The sequence below is a fragment of the Methylomonas sp. LW13 genome, from assembly GCF_016865255.1.
In the GTDB taxonomy this organism is placed as follows: domain Bacteria; phylum Pseudomonadota; class Gammaproteobacteria; order Methylococcales; family Methylomonadaceae; genus Methylomonas.
Map to the genome: position 1 here is coordinate 2,683,420 of NZ_CP033381.1, position 17,005 is coordinate 2,700,424.

Annotated in this window: 12 protein-coding genes; 6 read left to right on the forward strand and 6 right to left on the reverse strand. The window is 54.5% G+C overall.

Going from position 1 to position 17,005, the window contains the following annotated elements:
- Positions 1–2: 2 nt before the first annotated feature.
- On the forward strand, positions 3–3,194 hold the full coding sequence (locus tag JL719_RS11990; RefSeq protein ID WP_033156188.1) for an efflux RND transporter permease subunit: 3,192 nt from the start codon (positions 3–5) through the stop codon (positions 3,192–3,194).
- Positions 3,191–4,660, forward strand: a complete 1,470-nt coding sequence (locus JL719_RS11995; RefSeq protein ID WP_033156187.1) for an efflux transporter outer membrane subunit — start codon at positions 3,191–3,193, stop codon at positions 4,658–4,660. Before JL719_RS11990 ends, JL719_RS11995 begins: the two co-directional genes overlap by 4 nt.
- Positions 4,661–5,034: 374 nt before the next feature.
- Here the strand turns inward: JL719_RS11995 and JL719_RS12000 are convergent, their stop codons facing one another.
- Together JL719_RS12000 and JL719_RS12005 are read right to left on the reverse strand one after the other, a co-directional pair.
- Positions 5,035–6,249, reverse strand: coding sequence for a PepSY-associated TM helix domain-containing protein (locus JL719_RS12000; RefSeq protein WP_033156186.1), 1,215 nt, complete (start codon positions 6,247–6,249; stop codon positions 5,035–5,037).
- Positions 6,250–6,262: 13 nt separating this feature from the next.
- A complete protein-coding gene (locus JL719_RS12005) occupies positions 6,263–8,689 on the reverse strand; it encodes a TonB-dependent siderophore receptor (protein WP_051669847.1) in 2,427 nt (808 codons plus the stop codon).
- Positions 8,690–8,954: 265 nt separating this feature from the next.
- Between JL719_RS12005 and JL719_RS12010 the strand changes: the two genes are divergently transcribed.
- Entirely contained in the window at positions 8,955–9,149 is a 195-nt protein-coding gene (locus JL719_RS12010; RefSeq protein WP_033156185.1) for a type II toxin-antitoxin system VapB family antitoxin, read from the forward strand.
- Positions 9,146–9,535, forward strand: coding sequence for a type II toxin-antitoxin system VapC family toxin (vapC, locus tag JL719_RS12015; protein WP_033156184.1), 390 nt, complete (start codon positions 9,146–9,148; stop codon positions 9,533–9,535). Before JL719_RS12010 ends, vapC begins: the two co-directional genes overlap by 4 nt.
- A 27-nt stretch (positions 9,536–9,562) precedes the next feature.
- On the opposite strand, the gene JL719_RS12020 is transcribed toward vapC, so the two are convergent.
- Both JL719_RS12020 and JL719_RS12025 read right to left on the reverse strand, forming a co-directional pair.
- A complete protein-coding gene (locus JL719_RS12020; RefSeq protein ID WP_051669844.1) occupies positions 9,563–10,528 on the reverse strand; it encodes a FecR domain-containing protein in 966 nt (321 codons plus the stop codon).
- A gap of 6 nt (positions 10,529–10,534) precedes the next feature.
- Positions 10,535–11,038, reverse strand: a complete 504-nt coding sequence (locus JL719_RS12025) for a sigma-70 family RNA polymerase sigma factor (RefSeq protein ID WP_084153253.1) — start codon at positions 11,036–11,038, stop codon at positions 10,535–10,537.
- Between the two features lie 514 nt (positions 11,039–11,552).
- Here JL719_RS12025 and JL719_RS12030 point away from each other — a divergent pair.
- The gene (locus tag JL719_RS12030) at positions 11,553–14,720 is read left to right on the forward strand and encodes a hypothetical protein (RefSeq protein WP_033156181.1); all 3,168 of its coding nucleotides are present in this window, start codon (positions 11,553–11,555) and stop codon (positions 14,718–14,720) included.
- A 6-nt stretch (positions 14,721–14,726) separates the two neighbouring features.
- Here the strand turns inward: JL719_RS12030 and JL719_RS12035 are convergent, their stop codons facing one another.
- The gene (locus JL719_RS12035; protein WP_033156180.1) at positions 14,727–16,118 is read right to left on the reverse strand and encodes a glycoside hydrolase family 30 protein; all 1,392 of its coding nucleotides are present in this window, start codon (positions 16,116–16,118) and stop codon (positions 14,727–14,729) included.
- Positions 16,119–16,356: 238 nt separating this feature from the next.
- On the opposite strand from JL719_RS12035, the gene JL719_RS12040 reads away from it, so the two are divergent.
- Positions 16,357–16,596, forward strand: coding sequence for a hypothetical protein (locus tag JL719_RS12040; RefSeq protein WP_033156179.1), 240 nt, complete (start codon positions 16,357–16,359; stop codon positions 16,594–16,596).
- A 94-nt stretch (positions 16,597–16,690) separates the two neighbouring features.
- On the opposite strand, the gene JL719_RS12045 is transcribed toward JL719_RS12040, so the two are convergent.
- On the reverse strand, positions 16,691–16,975 hold the full coding sequence (locus tag JL719_RS12045) for a hypothetical protein (RefSeq protein ID WP_133120677.1): 285 nt from the start codon (positions 16,973–16,975) through the stop codon (positions 16,691–16,693).
- Positions 16,976–17,005: the final 30 nt, after the last annotated feature.

Consider the following 17,005-nt stretch of genomic DNA (forward strand, 5'->3'; position numbering starts at 1 on the left):
CTATGGATAAATTCAGTCATTTTTTTATCGACCGGCCGATCTTTGCGGCGGTGTTGTCGATTGTCATCCTGTTGGTCGGCGGTTTGGCGCTGATCGGCCTGCCGATTGCCCAATACCCGGAAATTGCTCCGCCCACGGTCGTGGTTAGCACCAACTATCCCGGCGCCAATGCCAAAGTCGTCGCGGAAACGGTGGCAACGCCAATCGAGCAGGAAGTGAACGGCGTGGAAGACATGTTGTATATGTCTTCGCAGTCCACCAATAGCGGCGCGATGTCTTTGACCGTCACTTTCAAACCCGGTGCCAATCTGGATAAAGCCCAGGTTTTGGTGCAAAACCGGGTGGCGCTGGCCGAGCCGAAATTGCCGGAAGAAGTGCGTCGGCAGGGTTTGAGCGTGAAAAAGCGCAGCCCGGATTTGAGCCTAGTGGTTAACCTGGTCTCGCCGGATAAACGCTACGACAGTGTTTATATGAGTAACTACGCGCTGCTGCAAATCCGCGACACCTTGGCGCGCTTGCCCGGCGTGGGCGATATTCTGCTGTTCGGCGCCCGCGACTACAGCATGCGCCTGTGGCTGAATCCGCAAACCATCGCCGCCCGCAACCTGACCGCCGCCGAGGTAGTGAATGCGGTGCGCGAGCAAAACGTGCAAGTCGCGGCCGGCGTGGTCGGTCAGCAGCCCTCGCCGAACAGCGCCGAATACCAATACACCGTCAGCACCCTGGGCCGCCTCAGCACCCCCGAGCAATTTGGCGAGATTGTCATCAAGCAAGGCGACAACGGCCAAGTCACTCGTTTGAAAGACGTGGCGCGCATCGAACTGGGCGCCAAGGATTACAATTCCGGCTTGTATCTGGACGGCGACGAAACGGTCGGTCTGGCGATTTTCCAACTGCCCGGCTCCAACGCCATCGATACCAAAAAGGCGGTGATGGCAGCAATGGAGAAGCTGAAAACCCGTTTCCCCGAAGGCCTGGATTACAAACTGGTTTACGATACCGTGGTGTTCGTCGAGCAATCGATAGACGCGGTAGTCGAGACCCTGTTCGAAGCCTTACTGTTGGTGGTCTTGGTGGTGATCGTGTTCCTGCAAAACTGGCGGGCGGCGGTGATTCCGTTGCTGGCGGTGCCGGTGTCCTTGATCGGCACCTTTGCGGTAATGTCGGCTTTGGGGATTTCCTTAAACACCCTGTCGCTATTTGGCTTGGTGCTGGCTATCGGTATTGTGGTGGACGACGCCATCGTGGTGGTGGAAAACGTCGAGCGGCATATCGCCGAAGGCCTACATGCCCGAGAAGCCACGCGCCTGGCCATGTCCGAGGTGGTCGGGCCGGTGGTTGCCACGGCATTGGTGCTGGTAGCGGTATTCGTGCCCACCGCATTTATCACCGGCGTATCGGGCGCGTTTTACAAGCAGTTTGCCTTGACCATTGCGGTGTCCACCGTGATTTCGGCGTTTAACTCGTTGACACTGAGCCCCGCCTTGTGCGCGCTGCTGCTGGATCGCGCTCATGACAATAAAGACGCTTTCACCAAAGTATTCGACAAGCTGTTCGGCTGGTTTTTCGGCGCGTTTAACCGGTTTTTCGAGCGTTTCAGCCTGGGTTATTCGCGCCTGGTTGGCCGGTTGATTCGCGTGACCGCTGTCGTTCTGGTGCTGTATGTCGGCATGAACGGCTTGAATTTCCTGGCATTTGAGAAAGTACCGACCGGTTTTATTCCGCAGCAAGACCAAGGCTACCTGGTGTTGTACGCGCAATTGCCCGACGCCGCTTCGCTCGCTCGCACCCAGGACGTGGTACAACAAGCCAGCAAGATCATTCTGGATACCCAAGGCGTCCAACACGTCAACGCCTACGCCGGTTGGTCGGTGCTCAGCGGGGCTAACCAGTCCAATGTGGCCACCATGTTCGCCCGCTTAGGCGAATTTACCGACCGGGCCGGTCACCCCGAATTGCATGCCGACGAGATCGTCAAAAGCCTTACCCAGCGCCTGAGCGTGATTCCCAACGCCCGCATCGCCGTGTTCGCGCCGCCGCCGATTCGCGGCATGAGTTCGGTCGGCGGTTTTAAGCTGCAAATTGAGGACAGAAACAACGCCGGCGTGGACGAATTGCAGCGCGTCACCAATGAAATGTTGGGCAAGGGCAATCAACAGCCCGGTTTAGTGGGATTGTTCAGCACGTTTAGGTCCGGCGTGCCGCAATTGTTTGTGGACGTGGATAGAACGCGGGTGAAGGCGATGGACGTACCTTTGAAAGACGTGTTCGACACCTTGCAAATTTATCTGGGTTCTTTATACGTCAATGACTTCAACGCCTTTGGCCGCACCTACCAAGTCACCGCGCAGTCCGACGCCCCATTCAGAATGTTGCCGGGCGATATTGACCAATTAAAAACCAAAAACCGCCAAGGCGGCATGGTGCCCTTGGGTGCGGTCAGCGAGGTCAAAGAAATCGCCGGCCCCGACAAAATCACCCGTTACAACATGTATCCGGCGGCGGAAATCAACGGCGGTACCCTGCCCGGCATCAGTTCCGGCCAGGCCATCGACACCATGAGCAAACTGCTGTCCGCCGAGTTGCCACCCGGCTTTGATTTCGAATGGACCGAACTGAGCTTACAACAGGTATTGGCCGGTAATGTGGCGATGCTGGTGTTTCCGCTCAGCGTGATCTTCGTCTTTCTGGCCTTGGCCGCACAATACGAAAGCTGGTCGCTGCCATTCGCGGTGATTTTGATTGTACCCATGTGTATTTTATCGTCGATGACCGGGGTTTGGTTGAGCCATATGGACAACAATATCTTCACGCAAATCGGCTTCATCGTACTGGTGGGGCTGGCGAGTAAGAACGCGATTTTGATTGTGGAGTTTGCCAAACAACGGCAAGAAAGCGGTCTTAACCGCTTCGAAGCTGCTGTGGAAGCCTCGCGCATCCGCTTACGGCCCATTCTGATGACCTCTTTTGCCTTCATCATGGGCGTGTTTCCTTTGGTAATTGCCCAAGGTGCCGGCGCCGAATCCCGGCGTCTGCTGGGCACCGCGGTGTTTAGCGGCATGATCGGCGTGACGGTGTTCGGCTTGTTACTCACTCCGGTGTTTTATGTCGTAGTACAAGCCATCGCCCAACGCCTGCGGCCCACAGCCACCGACTTAACCACTCATCAACCTGCAATCGAGGCCCACAAATGAGTCTGCGCCCCTCCAAACGCCGGCATCAGGCCCTGAGTGCTGCCGGCCTGCTCGGCTTGCTGCTCGGCGGCTGCGCGGTCGGACCGGATTATGAATTGCCGGCCACTGCGGATTTACCCGCCAGTTTTGCCAACGCCCAAGAATTTTCTGATCGCGGTATCGAAGAACAATGGTGGCAACTGTTCAACGACCCGCAATTAAGCACGTTGATCGACAACACCATCAGCCACAACTACGAACTAAAAATCGCCCGTGCCAATCTGGCCGAGGCCCGCGCCTTGTATCTGGAAACCGGCCTGAACCTGTTACCGACCGTCACTTCGCATGCCAATTACACCGAGCAAAAGCGTAGTACCGGCTCATTCAATAACCGCACCGGGGTTTTTCCGCGCGAATTGAAGTTGTACAACACCGGTTTCGATGCCTCCTGGGAAATCGATTTCTTCGGCCGGGTGCGACGCAACGTCGAGGCCAGCAACGACGAAGTCGAAGCGCAAGAAGCCAGTCTGCGCGACATCGGCGTCAGCTTAATTGCCGAAGCGGCTCGTAACTATTTTGAATTGCGCGGTCTACAAAACCAATTAGCGGTCGCCCGCAAAAATGCCGACAACCAGGCGCAAACCCTGGCGCTGACCCAAGTCAAACTGGAAAACGGCCGCGGCACCGAGCTGGACACTTCAAGAGCGCTGGCACAATTGGAAAGCACCAAAGCAGGCATACCGCGCCTGGAAAGCGCCATCGCCCAAGCCATCCATAGGCTCAGCGTATTGACTGGGCAAATGCCGGACGCCTTGACAGCTACCCTTTCGCAGTCGGCGCCTCTACCAAAAGCCCCCGATACCATCCAAATCGGCAACCCGGAGCAACTCCTGCGCCGCCGGCCGGATATTCGGGTTGCCGAACGCAGCTTGGCCGCCGCCACTGCCCGCATCGGCGTGGCCACGGCCGACTTATTCCCGCGCGTGACGTTTGTTGGGAGTCTGTCGTTGGAAGCCAGCACCCTGTCCGGCTTGGTCGCTCCGGGCTCGGAAACCTATTCAGTTGGCCCGAAAATCAGCTGGGCAGCATTTGATTTAGGCCGGGTTTACGCCCGCATCAAAGCTGCCGACGCCCGCGCCGAAGCCAGCCTGGCTCAGTATGAACAAACCGTACTAAATGCCTTGGAAGAAACCGAAAACGCCCTGGTCAGCTACAGGCAAGAACGCGCCCGCCGCAGCTCGTTACTGGCTGCGGCGCAGGCCAGCGAAAAAGCCGCGGCACTGGCGCATCTGCGCTATCAGGAAGGTATAGCGGATTTTCTGACCGTGTTGGATAGCGAACTTCGCTTGTTGCAGGATCAAAGCCAGCTGGCGCAAAGCGAAACCGTCATGGCTACCGCCTTGACCGCTGTTTACAAGGCTTTGGGCGGCGGTTGGGCGGAGTCATCCGCCCCAGCGGGTAAGCTGGAGACTAGCCTTATCCAATAGGTTTCTAAGATTACAATAGTTAACCCTCTAGCGATTGTCGCGCCGCCTCTACCAAGTTTGTTGGCAGGGGCGTTTTTTTATCCCGCCCCCACCCGCCGAGCCAATCCAAATACGAGAGACTAAGCAATTAGCCGGCTACTTTGTGTAACGCTGTCCAAACCTACGCATGCCAATTAGCGCTGATCCGTATCAAAAACCGTTCGCCCTGAGTTTATCGTTGGGGTGAGGCACCAACCGCAACACGACAACCATAAAACCACCCGCAAACCATCAGCAACGCAACAATAAAGTGATTGATCACTTTTAGACCATCAATATTGGGATAGGCCATCATGTTGGGGTTCTTGCCTCACCCCTACGGCCCTGCGACAAGTTTAGTTAGGCTTTCGAATACGCGCTTGTTTTGCAGCCCTTCGCTTTTGTAGCCAGCGAATCAAACCGGTGACGAACAGCGCCGCGCAAACCAGCCCGCTGGCCAATACCAGCACACGGCCCGGTAGGCGCAGGAACTGGCCGGAATGCAACGGCCACTGCCACTGTAAAAACACGTTGCCGGCCCCGCCGGACAAGGGCGTGGCAACATGCAGAATTTTCCCGTCGGATTGGTCTAAGACTATTTGCCAACGGCCGCGAAACACACCGCCGAAATCAACGTGTTTGGTAAAAATGAACGTCCCATCGGCGGCATCGGGCAGTTTCAGCCAATACCACTGGCCGGCCGGCGTGGCTTGGTCGGCCAGCATCAAGGCTTGTTCTGCCGAGAGGGGCTTAGGGCCAGGGCGAGCGACGGAATGGAACTGTTCCAGCGGCTTGGTTGACGAGAAGCAATCGACCAACCAGCGAAATGGCTCGCCGAAATTGAAATACACCCCGGACAGCAACACCCCGAACAGAATCAAGCCGCTGTAAAAACCCAGGGCTTTGTGCAGATCGTGGTTGAAACGCTCGACACTGGCCCGCGGTTTGATTGTCAACGCGCTGCGCCAGCGTCCGGTCAACGGCCACCACAAAATCAAACCGGTCAGTACTGAAATGGCACTCAAAATGGCGACGGTACCGACGATCCAGCTGCCGTCGTCCCAATCCAGCAGTAAGGCATAATGCAGCTTGAATACAAAACCGATCAGGCTGCCGGCGAACAAATCGTCGGCGTGCTCCCACAAGCGGGTGCCTGTGACTCGGGCCGTGTAAGGGTCGACGAAGGCGTTCCAGGTATGCTGACGTGCCTCGCCGCCGGCCGGCTGCTCGTAAAACAGCCAGAAGGCTTGTTCGGCGTGGCGCGGGTAATAAATGTAGCCGCGTTTGGCGTCGGCCGGCATCGCCGCATCGGCGGCTGAGACAATCTCGTCGAGCGACCGGTAAGCAGCTTCGCCCCCTGCCACCGCCGAAACCTGGTGCATGGTCGGGTTCAACACCGCATCCAGCTCCTGCCAGAAGGTAATGATGCTACCAGTCAGGCCGGCAATCAATAAAACCGAACCGGCCAGCAAGCCCAGCCACAAATGAATTTGCAGCCAGAACTTGCGGCGGCGTTTTAGCTTAGTTAAGTGCCTAGCGGCGGGGAGAATCAGCGAGGCGGTGTTGGCCATCCACTTCCCTCACTCAATATTCCAAACGAATCGAACCAAAAGCCATCAACGGTTCCGCCGGGTTATTCGACCAAGTTGCGCGTTGGATGTAATACTGGGTCGAAGACACGTTGTTGATGTTAACCTGGGCAGTCAGGCGGGTCTTGCCGATATTCATACGATAAGCCGCCATTAAGTCCAGGCGGGCATATGCATCGTCATAAAAGCTGTTGTCCCGGTCGCCATAGCGCAAACCGGCGGCATAAATGCCGGCGCCGACGCTAAAGCCTTTTAAAAACGCCTGTTGAAAATCGTACTTCATCCACAAACTGCCGGAATGCAATGGCGCGTAGGGTAAACGGTTGCCTTGGACGCCGGAGTTGTCCTTGGTAATTTCGGTATCGGTATAGGCATAGGTCCCGATCATGCTCAGTGCATTCGTCAACTGGCCGCTGACATCCCATTCCAAGCCCTGGCTGCGCGCTTCGCCGATGGCAACGCTGAGGTTTGGCGTCACCGGGTCGGGCGTCAGCACGTTTTGCTTGGTCAAGTGGTAGTAAGCCAGGGTGCTGGTCAACTTGCCATCAAAAAACGAGGTCTTGATACCGCCCTCGAATTCCTCGGAAGTCTGCGGCGCAAACGGCTTGCCGGACGCCTGCCGGCCGTTGTTAGCACCGAATGACTCGACATAATGGCCGTACAACGACAACCAGTCGCTCGCCTCGTAGAGAATGCCGACGCGCGGGCTTAAATTGTTTTCCTCAATATCGTCGTATGCCGCGCTGGCCAGCGCCAAATTCTGATCGGAATAGCCGTAGCCGTAAGTCGAGATGTCGTAACGCAAACCGCCCATGAGATGGAGTTTATCCCCCAACGTGATCTCGTCCTGACCATAAACCCCAAACCACTCATTGTCTTCGATAGCGCTATAACCAAACGGTGGCTGCATGGCGGCTTGTACATCAAACAAGGGCATGCTCTGGAAAATGTTGACCGTATCTAGAGCACGCGCCGTCGCTTGGTTGCGCGTGCGCTGATGGTAATAATCGCCACCGATCAGCATGTTGTGGTCTATGCCAAAGGTATTGAATTTGCCGGTCAAATCCAGATACACGGTTTGAGTATCGTACCCCAAACCACCAAACCAGGCGCCGCGCGGCGTATCGCCGTTTACCGCCGCCTTGCCGTCGGCATAGGTTTCTCGCAAATTGGCGTCACCTTCGACAATGGCCATACCGTTTCTGATCTTCCAGTTATCGTTGAAACTGTGCGACCAATTGAAATCGACCAACCAGTAGGAGTCCTTGTCCGCCAGCCCTTGCTGGGCGAAGGTTCGGGAAATCGGTGCCGGCGCGACCCGGTTGCCGGTCACCGGCAGTCCCGAGTCGTAAGTTCTTTCGTCGTCCAGGTATTCCACCGAAAGATTCAGCTCGGTGCGATCTGTAGGCTTCCAGCTCAGACTGGGGGCGAAAAATATCCGGTCGTTAAAGACGTTGTCCCGAAACGAATTGCTATCGAGATACGACATGTCCAAGCGGTAGGCCAGCGATTTGTCGTCAGTGACCGGACCAGTGGCGGTGGCTTCGGTGCGGTAATAATCGTAGGAACCAAAGCGTTGTTCGATCGAATAATAAGGGTCGGCCAAGGGCTTTTTGGTCACCACGTTGATCAAACCGCCGGCTTCGATACGGCCGTACAAGCCGGAAGCCGGACCTTTGACGACTTCCACTCGGTCCAGGTTGGCAAAGTCGGCGCTGCTTTTTTGCATGCGGATGCCGTTGCGATAGTAGTTGCTTCTAAAGCCCAATTCAAAGCCGCGCACCACGTACGCATCGGCACCACCGGTGGTGCCGCCATTCGAAGACTTTTGCTGCACGCCGCTAACGTTTTTCAAGGCATCCTGCAAACGAAAGGCTTGTTGATCGCGAATGACTGCTTGCGGAATCACCTGTACGGACATCGGAGTTTCCATCAGTGCCGTGTCGATTTTAGTTGCAGTTGAAGCGTTTCTCCGATTGTAATCCGGGTTATAAGGATCAGCCGAATCATAAACCGCCTTTCCCTCCACCCTCACCGCCGGCAACGTCGATACGTCAGCAGGCGCTTCCGCCACTTTAATCGCCACCGCATCACCCGCCGTAAACGTGTAGGTCAAGCCAGTTCCCACCAACAACTTCTGTAAACCTCGCTCTACGGTAAATTCGCCCTCCAGCCCCTGGCTGGTTTTGCCATCGGTTAAACGGGCATCTGCCGAAAGCATAATCCCGGCGTTGCCGGCGAACTGGCTTAGCGCATGGCTCAAGGTGCCGCGGCTGATGTGATAGCTGCGCTCGGTACCGGCGGGTTCGGCGGCAAGCGCGGGCATGGCCGCCAGCGAGGTTGCCAGCACCAACCCGGTCAGGGCTTGTTGCACGCTGCTACTGGTTTTGTCGATGGGGTGCTTGGGTTTTCGCTTGGACATGGGGTCACTCCCTTGGTTTGTTTAGGTTTCAATTCACTTGCCAATCGAAACGCGAAAAAGGGAACCGCAAAGGTGAATTTTTTTCGATTATTTGCAATTATTTTTTTATGTTGTTAATAATCAAATAGTTACCAACCTATGCTTTTTATAGGCTTCTCCGTGCATCATTGTGCATATGCGCGGTTTGCCTGGTAAATAGTATGGGCGGAGACAAATCGCTAGTTGTGATGTATGATTTTCAAAAATCATACACACGGAGATTCCGATGCGGACCAATATCATGATTGATGAAGCACTAATGGCCGATGTTTTAAGCGTGACAGGCATTAAAACCAAGCGCGAAGCGGTCGAACAGGGCTTAAAAACTTTATTGATGCTAAAGCAGCAGGAAGCCATCAAAAAAATGAAAGGTCAATTAAAGTGGGAAGGCGATTTAGATCAAATGCGGGCTGAGCGGTGATTTTGGTCGATTCCAGCGTTTGGATCGATTATTTCAACGGCACGGAAACCATCGCTACCCAAAAATTGGACGATTTGCTAGGTGTAAAGCCTGTGTGCACGGGTGATTTGATTTTGGTGGAAGTGTTGCAGGGTTTTCGTAACGATCAGGATTACCAAACCGCAAAAGCGATGTTATGTGCTTTGCCCATGCACACCATGCTCGGTAGGGAGATTAGTTTAAAGAGTGCGGAAAATTTTAGAAGTCTACGCAAGCAAGGTATCACCATTCGCAAAACCATCGACACCCTGATTGCTACTTTCTGTATTGAAAAGCAGATGCCATTGTTGCATTCGGATAAGGATTTTCTGCCATTCCAACAGCTTTTGGGCTTGCAGGTTATCTGAGCCTGCCATGGGCCACCAGCGCAAAACTCAACGCCGCTCAATCCTCACCCACAATGGCGACACTTGCGAGACTTTGACCGGCAAGGTTTTTTCCAGCTCGGCCAGAATCCGATCGGTGTCGTGAATGGGGTAGGCACCAACGATGCGCAGTTCGGCAATCTCCGGCGCACAGGTGATGTAGCCATGGCGATAGCGATTGAGTTGCACCACAAATTCGCCGAGTGGCTGATTGTCGACCAACAAAAAGCCTTGGGTCCAGGCCGGTTGATTGAGTTCAGTGGCTTGAATGGGGGCGATGGCTTGGGCGTTAAACTGGGCTTGCTGTCCGGCGCTTAAGGTCTGGCGACTGGCACCGGGGCCGCTTGGGGTGATCTCCACGGCACCGGCGTAGACACTGGTTTGGCTTTCTTCATGTTGTTGGTGAACGCTGAAGCGGGTACCGATTGCCCTAACCCGACCTTCCGCACTATCGACGACGAACGGGCGATGCCGGCCGTTGCTGTCCGGTGCGGTTTCAATATAAATTTCGCCGCTTAGTAGGCGGATTCTGCGCAAGTCAGTTGAAAAGTCTACGTCGATAGCGCTAGCCGCATCCATCTCGATGCGACTGCCATCCGCCAAGCTAAGGCTGCGCGTGGTGCCTATGCCGGTTCGGTAATCAGCTCGCCACCCGCTGAGATAATCGGACCGCCACAACTCAAAGCCGGACAAGCCTACCGCAGCCAAAATCGCCAAGTTTTTAAGAGCCTGACGGCGCTGCATATCCGGCGAGCCTAAGGCCGCCGCTGCGGTTTGCGTGGGCAGACCGTCGAATTTATGGGTAAAAAACTCCACCCGAGACCAAGCCGCCCTATGCGCGGGATGCGACGCCAGCCAGGCCTGCCATTGTTGCTGTTCAGTTTGACTGGTAGCGCCTGATCCCAATACCGCAAACCATTCCGCCGCCTCTGCCAGGATGCGGGGGTGAATGTCCGGATGATGTCGTTTAGCCATGATTTTTTAGAAGGTGGCGGTGAGGCAATGCAACATCGCTCGGGCCATGTATTTTTTCACCATCCTATCGGAAACCCCCAAGCGTTGCCCTATCTGTACATAAGTTAAGCCATCCAGTTGCGACAGCAGAAATGCGCTACGGACTTTGGCGGGTAGTTCGTCCAGCAAGGCATCGATTTCCTGTAGGGTGGAGAGGATGATGGCATGCTCTTCGGGCGATGGCGCCAATGGCTCCGGGTGCGCCGCCACGGAATCCCAGTAGGCTTGTTCGATAGCAGCGCGGCGCCAATCATTGATCAACAAGCCTTTGGCAATCGTCGTCAGATAGGCGCGCGGCTCGCGAATGGCTTGCATATCCTGTGCGGTAAGGATGCGCATGAAGGTATCGTGCGCGTGGTCTTCGGCCTGCAAGCGGCATTGAACGCGGCGGTTTAGCCAACCGAGCAGCCAGGAATGATGCTCTTGATAGAACTCAGCCAACCCTTTGTCGGGCATTATTGTGGCTGTCATGATTTATGTCCTTCAGCGTGCAAAATGAGTGTGAATCCAATCAAGAATAAACAGGGGCGGACAGTGTGTTGTGTGCTCATGGAGGTTGCCACAATCAGGGTAAGGGCCAATTCAGACGCGCGATTTCTTATAAAAACCTATAAACAAAGCAAATTTAGGGCCGAATATAGGGCTTTGACTGCCCCTGTGCGTCGCTTGCGAGCTTATTATTTTATTTCAAAGGCTTACAGGAAGTTTTTCCGAAGTATTAACTGGGAACTAACTGTAGTTCAGCGATTTTCCTGGATAAATACGACGAGAAAAGACTGCTTAGGCGGGGATTTGACCGAATTGGTTTATGGTATATGACGCAGTTTAATTGTTTAAGCGCTCAGCAGGCTGTTAAACCATGCAGTCTGCACACATCAGCCTTCTTTTTTAAAGCGAACTGTCACCACGTAGGAACCATGCTGGCACTTAGTAAAACGCTTGCTAGAGTTGTAGTACTTTCAATCCCGAAAACAACGGTATCCCCATGAATCAGCCCCGCTATTTCTTCGCCGGTGACCAATGCTTTGTCATCGAACGGTATAACGACTGCGCCCCCTTCGCCAGCTTTCTGCCGGGGATTGCCGGCATGCATGGACGTCCGGCCTGGGCGTTTTATGTGAATCGCGGCCAGGCGATTGCCAGTTTTGGGGTGCGGAATAAGGACGGGGCATTTTTAGAGTTTTTCCCGGCGGACAAGGCCTACCAACTGACGCCGTCGCGCGGGTTTCGCACGTTTTTGAAAATTGACGACGGCCAGCATACTCGCCCATACGAGCCGTTTCAACGTGGTGCTGGGCTGGAGGTGAAGCAACGTCTTTACGTGACTCCGCATGAAGTAGGCGTGGAGGAAGTCAATCCCCCACTGGGTTTACGCTTGCGCGCCGACGTGTTCACGCTAGCCGAAGCGCCGGTTGCCGGGTTGCTGCGGCGGGTAGAGATTGCCAACACCATGGATAAAGCCCTACACCTCGAGATCGTCGATGGCTTGCCGCAAGTGCTGCCTTATGCGATGAATCAATGGATCCTCAAATTCATGAGCCGCACGTCCGAGGCCTTTATGCGGGTGGAGGGCGCGGCGGAAAATCGGCCGTTTTATCGCTTGAAAGTCTGGCCCACCGACAGCCCGCAGGTGGAGCCGGTGATTGCCGGCAATTTCTTCGTCGGCTTTTTGGATGGTCAGCACAATCAAGCTATTGTCGATCCGGAGCGGATTTTTGGTTTGGCCGGCGATTTTTCGCAAGCGGAGCGATTTTTTTCAGACCAGCCCTTGGACTTTGCCGAGCAAGTCTGCGGCAATCAAACGCCGGCGGCGTTTCAACATCTTAAGCTGTCTTTGCAGCCCGGTGAAAGCCGGGTGTTTTACGGCGTGTACGGTCACGCCGGCTCCCGTGGAATTTTCGATCAATTTCTGCTTGAAGCTCTGCAACCAGGCTATTTCGAGGCAAAGCGCGAGATCAATCGTAGCTTGGTTAATAACATCAGGCAACGCGCGTTCACCGCCACCGCCCAGCCGCTATTCGATGCTCACGCCCGCCAATGTTATCTGGACAACGGTTTGCGCGGCGGCTTTTCCATGCCGGTGCCGGGCGGCGCGCATTTGTATTTGTTTGGTCGCAAGCACGGCGATCTGGAACGCGATTACAACGATTTTTTATTGCAGGACACGCCCTATTCCGAAGGTAACGGCGATTTTCGCGATGTGTTGCAAAATCGGCGCATGGATTTGTTCTTCGACCCGGCCTTGGATGCCAAGAACATTCGCTATTTTTTCAATCTGATTCAGCCGGATGGCTATAACCCTTGTGCTTTGCGCAACTCGCGGTTTGTCGTGGATGCACCGGCAAATTTTGCGCACTTCTACAGGCGTTTTCCAGAACTGGAGCCCTTGCTACACAAAGAATTTAAGTATGCGGAACTGGTGGAAATCGTGGGAGCCGCGGACGATGCGGAAAACATCCTGACTACTGTTTTGTCCCACGCCCAAGAATTGGAAGATGCTGAATTCGACCGCGGTTATTGGTCGGATCACTGGACCTATCTGGTGGACTTATTGCTTAGTTACGCGGCGATTTTTCCGGATCGTTTGGCCGGTTTATTTCAGGACAAAACCTACAGCTTTTTCGACCCTACTCATAAGGTCGCGGCGCGCACACAAAAATATGTGGTCACGGCAAACGGCGTGCGCCAATACAATGCCGTGCGCTATTGCCCGGAGAAAAAGGCATTGATCGATGCGCGACAGCAGCGCCGTTACCAAGTACGTTCGCAAGCCGGCCACGGCGAGATTGTCTACACCAGTTTATTGGGGAAGATTCTGACCCTGGTCGCCAATAAGCTGGCGACGCTCGACCCCGCCGGCGTGGGCATTGAAATGGAGGCGGACCGGCCTGGCTGGTGTGATGCCTTAAACGGCCTGCCCGGCATTTTAGGCTCGTCGGTCAACGAAACCATCGAGTTGAAGCGCCTGGTGGATTTTACCTTCAGCGCGCTGATCCAATTGAAGGAAGCGTGCGCCGTACCCGTCGAATTGGCGGACTTTGTGACGGCGTTGCATAAGTTGTTAACTCGCGATGATTTGACGCCGGAACTGTTCTGGCAGGAAAGCGGCGCGTTGAAAGAAGTCTATCGGCAACAGGTATTCATGGGCTTTTCCGGTGCCGAACAGGCTCTGGCACTGTCTGACATTCAAGCCTTCCTGCGCTTGGTAGCCCACTACCTGGACGCCGCAATCGACAAAGCCCGCACGCCCCAAGGCATAGTTACCTATTTTGCGTACGAGGCAGAGCAATATCATGAGTTGGAAACCGGGGGCATCGCCGTCACCCGCTTTCAGCAAAAACCGCTGCCGTTATTCCTGGAAGGTTTTGTGCACGCCTTACGGATCGCCGACCCGATGCAGGCGCAGACCCTGTATCAAGCTGTGCGCAATTCGGATTTATACGATGCCAAACTGGGCATGTACCGGGTCAACGAACCCTTGGGTGACCGGGCGCTGGACTTGGGACGTATCGGGGTTTTTAACTACGGCTGGCTGGAGAACGGCTCGATCTTTTTACACATGCATTACAAGTTTGTACTGGAGATGGTGCGTGCCGGCTTGGTCGATGAGTTTTACGCCCACATCGAATCACTATTGGTGCCTTTTCACGACCCGGGCGAATACAAACGCAATCCCATCGAAAACTCCAGCTTTTTGGTCAGTAGCGGTTTTACAATCGATGCCCGCCAGCACGGCCGCGGCTGCGTGGCCCGATTATCCGGCGCGACCGTGGAGTTTTTGCATTTGTGGACGCACCTGTTCCTGGGGCCGGCACCGTTTACATGGGAAGCCGGCATCTTGGCATTTAAACCGACACCGCTGTTGGCTGCCGCGTTTTTTTCCGCTGAAGCACAAATTGCCACGCCGTTTGTCGAGCCTGAAACCTTGCCGGCCGCTAGTGCGACCTGCACGCTCTTCGGTTCGACGCTACTGGTTTACAGCAATCCGCAACGCCGCGATACGTTTGGCCCGGAGGCAGTCAAACCGATTGAGTACCGGTTGTATGGTCGAGACGGCACGACACAAACCCTAACCGCAGCCAGTGTCTCAGGCCCGGTAGCAGAAGCGTTACGTTTAGGGCAATTTCGCCGGGTCGATGTACTACTGGGCTAAATGCCGCTAGGCTGCCCACACATAGGTAGCCACTGCTCTGCCCGGTATCTCAACAAGCGCGTTTTTGCCTTGATAGTGGATAGCAAAGGCTTGAGGCTCGACTGCGTCGTTTAACACGATCAATACGATAAAACCCGCCGGCGTGCGGAAGGCCACGTTAGGCAAATAGTCGTTTTGCACGCCGGAAGCAATCCGCACGGAACCGGGCCGGACAAACTTGGCCGCGTGGGCAATCACGTAATACGCGACATTGCGAGTGACCTGATCGCCGTCTATTGTCAACGCGCCCACGCAGCGGGCTTCGCCGCCCGGCGTGTGCGGCCCGCAAAACGGATCGGAGGCCAAATTCCATTCCAACACCGCCCTGCTCCAGTGCCGCAACGAACCGATCAACACGTGGCGGGCGTGCCACATTAAATCGCCACCAAACTCGCCGTCCGAACCCACCCATTGTTCGGTGAAATACAGTTTCATGTCGGGGTAAGCTTGATGCACTTCCGATAATACCGAAATATCACCGCCATACAGATGCCAAGCGGAGCCGCTGAGATACTGGCGAGCGTCGGCGTCGGCGAAGACCGTCAACGGGTACTCTTTGACATCGCAATTGTGATCCCAGCAAAACACTTCCACATCAGCTAATCCCGCCTCGCGCAAGGCCGGTCCCAAATGATGTTTGATAAATGCAGCCTGCTCCGGCGCTTCCATCGCCATGCTGGGCTCGTTTTTTTGATTGAGCGGCTCGTTCTGCGGCGTGATACCATGAATCACGATGCCGCGTTCGCGCATCGCTTGCAGATATTTCACCAAATACGCCGCGTAGACGGCATAGCATTCGGGCTTAAGTTTGCCGCCGATAAACGCTTGGTTAGTCTTCATCCAACGCGGTGCCGACCACGCGGTGGCGATAATTCGAATAGTTGGATTGAGCGCCAGAATATCTTGGAGTAGCGGAATAACCTCGATATCGCCGGCATTCAAATCAAAATGCGCCAGTTCCATGTCAGTCTGACCATCGGGCATGTCGTCATAGCTAAAGCAACGCTCGCTTAAATCGGAAGCGCCGATACTAAGCCGCAAACAGCTGACGCCGATCCCGTCACCATCTGGCAAAAATAGTTCCTGCAACAAAGCTTGCCGTTCGACGTTGGGCAGTGCCGCAATCAGCATGGCGCTGCCGCCGGTCAAGGAGAAGCCAAAAGCTTCCACGGTTTGATAAACATCGCCGGTATCGACCGCTATTACCGGCACATCGCCGAGAGGGTTGTTAAAACCAAAACCACTGGTCTGTGGTTGTAACAAGGCTTGCTGGTCGGCAGTCGTCAGCCAAATCTCTATAGGCTCGCGCCCCGCGCTTTCGGAAAATAGTGATTGAAAAGCGTTGGTATGCTCAGACATGACAGCCCTCATGGTTAATGCGGAAGCGGTTCCGCCGGATTCAATACAAACAGCATGGCGCTATATTATCGACTTTGCTCAGGCTAGCCAGTTAATTTTCCCGCCTGTTTAATGCCATCGTGAAAACTGCACATTCCACACATTGTGCTCAGGGTCTCAGGCTTTTTGCTGGGCAATGTCATAAAACCGTCAAAATCACTTATACTGCGATTTCCGTTTTAACGTATGGAGATCGGATATGAAAAAATTGGTTTCAATTCGCGCGCTAACCACTCGGCTAAATCGTAAGCTGGCCAAGGAGTCGAAGAAGTTGTTGAAGTACAAGCCGAGGTTGCAGAACAACGATACGATTGTCGAATACGCCGTTGTGGATCTAAAGACGAACTCCATCATTAATTTTCATATGGCGAGCGAATTGCAAGAATTTGCCAGAGGCCTAGGCTGCTTAGCCAGCCTGGAAGAAGTTTCTTTCGAATAGCAGCCGTTTAGCGTTGCAGTTCCATAAAGCCGGGTACGCCCGGCTTTTTTGTGCGCCTAAATCGCGGCTTATCTATATTCAGAGCATCGGCTTTTTAGGTTTTTCCGTTTAACTGGTTACTCAAAGCGCGTTCCGAAATATCGTTGTACAAATTGGCCAATTCAGCGATCAACTTTTGATATTCAGGGTGGTGCTTCAATAGTGGCATCATAGTGCTGGCCTCTGAAAGCATTTGTTCAAAATGCATGATTTCAATCTCGTTCAGCGTATCGCCCTCTTCCACTCTTTTTTTAACGGCCAACGCGCGCGGAATGGACTGCTCTTCCAATTGCTCCACAAAGGCAGTGATAATGCCGATTTCATCATCTGACGAATACATTTGTATTTCCTGTTTGTTGCGACGAAAAGC

What these genes read in the sequence shown, in the direction of transcription:
- JL719_RS11995 (WP_033156187.1), top strand. Translation starts at nt 3,191, where the DNA reads ATGAGTCTGCGCCCCTCCAAACGCCGGCATCAGGCCCTGAGTGCTGCC.
- JL719_RS12045 (WP_133120677.1), bottom strand. Translation starts at nt 16,975, where the DNA reads ATGTATTCGTCAGATGATGAAATCGGCATTATCACTGCCTTTGTGGAG.
- JL719_RS11990 (WP_033156188.1), top strand. Translation starts at nt 3, where the DNA reads ATGGATAAATTCAGTCATTTTTTTATCGACCGGCCGATCTTTGCGGCG.
- JL719_RS12025 (WP_084153253.1), bottom strand. Translation starts at nt 11,038, where the DNA reads ATGACAGCCACAATAATGCCCGACAAAGGGTTGGCTGAGTTCTATCAA.
- JL719_RS12010 (WP_033156185.1), top strand. Translation starts at nt 8,955, where the DNA reads ATGCGGACCAATATCATGATTGATGAAGCACTAATGGCCGATGTTTTA.
- JL719_RS12035 (WP_033156180.1), bottom strand. Translation starts at nt 16,118, where the DNA reads ATGTCTGAGCATACCAACGCTTTTCAATCACTATTTTCCGAAAGCGCG.
- JL719_RS12030 (WP_033156181.1), top strand. Translation starts at nt 11,553, where the DNA reads ATGAATCAGCCCCGCTATTTCTTCGCCGGTGACCAATGCTTTGTCATC.
- JL719_RS12000 (WP_033156186.1), bottom strand. Translation starts at nt 6,249, where the DNA reads ATGGCCAACACCGCCTCGCTGATTCTCCCCGCCGCTAGGCACTTAACT.
- JL719_RS12005 (WP_051669847.1), bottom strand. Translation starts at nt 8,689, where the DNA reads ATGTCCAAGCGAAAACCCAAGCACCCCATCGACAAAACCAGTAGCAGC.
- JL719_RS12040 (WP_033156179.1), top strand. Translation starts at nt 16,357, where the DNA reads ATGAAAAAATTGGTTTCAATTCGCGCGCTAACCACTCGGCTAAATCGT.
- JL719_RS12020 (WP_051669844.1), bottom strand. Translation starts at nt 10,528, where the DNA reads ATGGCTAAACGACATCATCCGGACATTCACCCCCGCATCCTGGCAGAG.